Here is a 3490-nt window from a genome sequence, read left to right on the forward strand (position 1 = left end):
CCGCAACGAAGCCGGTTAGGGTAGAACAGGTAACTAGGGCTAAGTCGTAACAAGGTAGCCGTACCGGAAGGTGCGGCTGGATCACCTCCTTTCTGGAGCCGCTTCGCCCACGGCGTTGCCCGCCCCTTTTCGCCACGTACCGCACTATTGTCTATTTCCTCATTCAAATAATTTTGATTCGAATTCTATTGCAATACTTTTGTGATAGATACTCGGGCTTGTAGCTCAGGTGGTTAGAGCGCTACACTGATAATGTAGAGGTCCCTGGTTCGAGTCCAGGCAGGCCCACTGATTGCGGCGGGATTCTGTTGGAGTCAAACACGGGGGATTAGCTCAGCTGGCTAGAGCACCTGCCTTGCACGCAGGGGGTCAACGGTTCGACTCCGTTATCCTCCACACAATGCCTAACGAAATTGGCATTTTTATTATACGATGAATGCAAAAGGCAATCATCTTGCACTACTGCTACTCAATTAGTGGTAAACGTTCTTTGACGTAAGGGGTAACAAAAACGAAGCGCAGCGCGCCGGTTCTTTTCGGAGGATGGCGGGTTTCTTTAGGGGAACACGTTGCGAAAGCGAAGTAAGCAAGAGCACACGGGGGATGCCTAGGGTCTCAGAGGCGAGGAAGGACGCGATAAGCTGCGATAAGCTGGGGGGAGGGGCACATGCCCGTTGATCCCCAGGTCTCCGAATGGGGCAACCCCGCGACTGGAAGAGTCGTGAGCCGACTAGCTTGACTAGCGGCGGCAAACGCAGGGAACTGAAACATCTAAGTACCTGCAGGAAAAGAAAATAACAATGATTCCCCAAGTAGTGGCGAGCGAACGGGGAGGAGCCCAAACCACGGCGGTTACGGCCGCTGTGGGGTTGTAGGACCACAAGATCTGATTAAATCGAGTTAGCTGAAGCCGGTGGGAAACGGCGCCAGAGACGGTGAGAGCCCGGTAAGCGACAATTCTGGTTTACGGTAGTGGGATCCTGAGTAGGGCGGGGCCGGAGAAACCCCGTCTGAAGCGAGCGGCACCATCCGCTAAGGCTACATACTCCTGAGACACCGATAGTGAACTAGTACCGTGAGGGAAAGGTGAAAAGAACCGGGAATACCGGAGTGAAAAGAACCTGAAACCGTGTGCTTACAAGCAGTCAGAGGGCTTTAGTGGCCTGATGGCGTGCCTTTTGCATAATGAGCCTACGAGTTACTCCTCCCCGGCAAGGTTAAGCGCTTCTAGGCGCGGAGCCGCAGCGAAAGCGAGTCTGAACAGGGCGCGTAGTCGGGGGGGGTAGACGCGAAACTTGGTGAGCTACCCATGACCAGGATGAAGGTGCGGTAACACGCACTGGAGGTCCGAACCAGTTTCCGTTGAAAAGGATTTGGATGAGTTGTGGGTAGGGGTGAAAGGCCAATCAAACTGAGAAATAGCTCGTACTCCCCGAAATGTATTGAGGTACAGCGTCGGCGTGGAGCGTGTCGGAGGTAGAGCTACCAATAGGACTAGGGGGTGTCAGAGCCTACCGAATCCTGATGAACTCCGAATGCCGATACGTATAGCCGGCAGTGAGGCCTGGGGTGCTAAGGTCCCCGGCCGAGAGGGAAAGAACCCAGACCAACAGCTAAGGTCCCTAAATCCAGGTTAAGTTGAACAAAGGAGGTCCGATTGCTTTGACAGCCAGGAGGTTGGCTTGGAAGCAGCCATTCCTTTAAAGAGTGCGTAACAGCTCACTGGTCGAGCGATCGGGCGTCGATAATACGCGGGCATCAAACCTGGTACCGAAGCTTTGGATGTGACTTGCAAGACAGCCACGTGGTAGGGGAGCATTCTTCTTGCGGTGAAGCCGCGTCGTCAGGCGCGGTGGAGCGTGGAGAAACGCATATGTAGGCATGAGTAACGATAATGGGGGTGCGAAACCCCCACGCCGATAGACCAAGGTTTCCAGCTCAACGCTAATCGGAGCTGGGTTAGTCGGGACCTAAGGAAAAGCCGAGAGGTGTATTCGATGGCCAGCTGGTTAATAGTCCAGCACCGATGTACAGAAGTGATGCAGTGACGCAGAAGTGAAAGCACCGCGGGCGGACGGAAGTGCCCGTTGAAGGGCGTAGGTATTGGAACCGTAGTTAAGTACGCGGATCTAGCCGAAACCTGATAGTACCACACGGTCTTCGGACCACGTGGATAGTGTGCCTAATCCGACTGCCAAGAAAACCTGCTAAGCGTTTTAATCTGTACATCGCCCGTACCGCAAACCGACACAGGTGGTCAAGGAGAGTATCCTGAGGCGCTCGAGTGAATCACGGCCAAGGAACTCGGCAAAATGGACCTGTAACTTCGGGAGAAGGGTCGCTTCCTCGTTGCAAGACGAGAAGCCGCAGTGAAAAGGCCCAGGCGACTGTTTAACAAAAACACATGGCTATGCCAACGCGCAAGCGGACGTATATGGCCTGACACCTGCCCGGTGCCGGAAGGTTAAGAGGGGAACTTAGTCGCAAGGCGAAGGTTTGAATCGAAGCCCCGGTAAACGGCGGCCGTAACTATAACGGTCCTAAGGTAGCGAAATTCCTTGTCGGGTAAGTTCCGACCTGCACGAATGGTGTAACGATCTGGGCGCTGTCTCAGCCGTGAGCTCGGTGAAATTGTAGTCTCGGTGAAGATGCCGAGTACCCGCCACGGGACGGAAAGACCCCGTGCACCTTTACTATAGGTTGCCATTGGTGTTGGGTTCGGCATGTGTAGCATAGGCGGGAGGCGCTGAACCGGGGACGCCAGTTCTCGGGGAGCCACCGTTGAAATACCGCCCTTGCCGTGCCTGATGCCTAATCTGCGAAGGCGGAGACAGTGGCTGCTGGGTAGTTTGACTGGGGTGGTCGCCTCCAAAAGAGTATCGGAGGCTTTCAAAGGTCCGCTCAGTCCGCTTGGTAACCGGACGCAGAGCGCAATAGCAGAAGCGGGCTTGACTGCGAGACCCACAAGTCGAACAGGGTCGAAAGACGGATATAGTGATCCGGCGGTTCCGCATGGAAGGGCCGTCGCTCAAAGGATAAAAGGTACGCCGGGGATAACAGGCTGATCTCCCCCAAGAGCTCATATCGACGGGGAGGTTTGGCACCTCGATGTCGGCTCGTCACGTCCTGGGGCTGGAGAAGGTCCCAAGGGTTCGGCTGTTCGCCGATTAAAGTGGCACGCGAGCTGGGTTCAGAACGTCGTGAGACAGTTCGGTCCCTATCTGTGGTGGGCGTTGGATATTTGACAGGACCTGTCCTTAGTACGAGAGGACCGGGATGGACCAGCCGCTGGTGCGCCGGTTGTACCGCCAGGTGCAGCGCCGGGTAGCTACGCTGGGAGGAGATAAGCGCTGAAAGCATCTAAGTGCGAAACTCACCTGGAGATGAGATATCCCAATTGGAAGGGCCGTGGGAGACGACCACGTGGATAGGCGGCAGGTGAAAAACCAGAAATGGAACAGCCGAGCCGTACTAATGGCCCGAGGGCTTC

Annotated in this window: 2 tRNA genes and 2 rRNA genes; all 4 read left to right on the forward strand. The window is 55.3% G+C overall.

Annotated features, from left to right (window positions below):
• Positions 1-92: ribosomal RNA gene (locus tag BEN49_RS12535) — 16S ribosomal RNA — on the forward strand; the annotation flags it as partial.
• A 122-nt stretch (positions 93-214) separates the two neighbouring features.
• Positions 215-288: transfer RNA gene (locus tag BEN49_RS12540), tRNA-Ile, on the forward strand.
• A gap of 34 nt (positions 289-322) precedes the next feature.
• A tRNA-Ala gene (locus tag BEN49_RS12545) sits at positions 323-396 on the forward strand.
• 180 nt (positions 397-576) lie between these two features.
• Positions 577-3490: ribosomal RNA gene (locus BEN49_RS12550) — 23S ribosomal RNA — on the forward strand; the annotation flags it as partial.

Source organism: Hymenobacter coccineus, from assembly GCF_001816125.1.
GTDB lineage: Bacteria > Bacteroidota > Bacteroidia > Cytophagales > Hymenobacteraceae > Hymenobacter > Hymenobacter coccineus.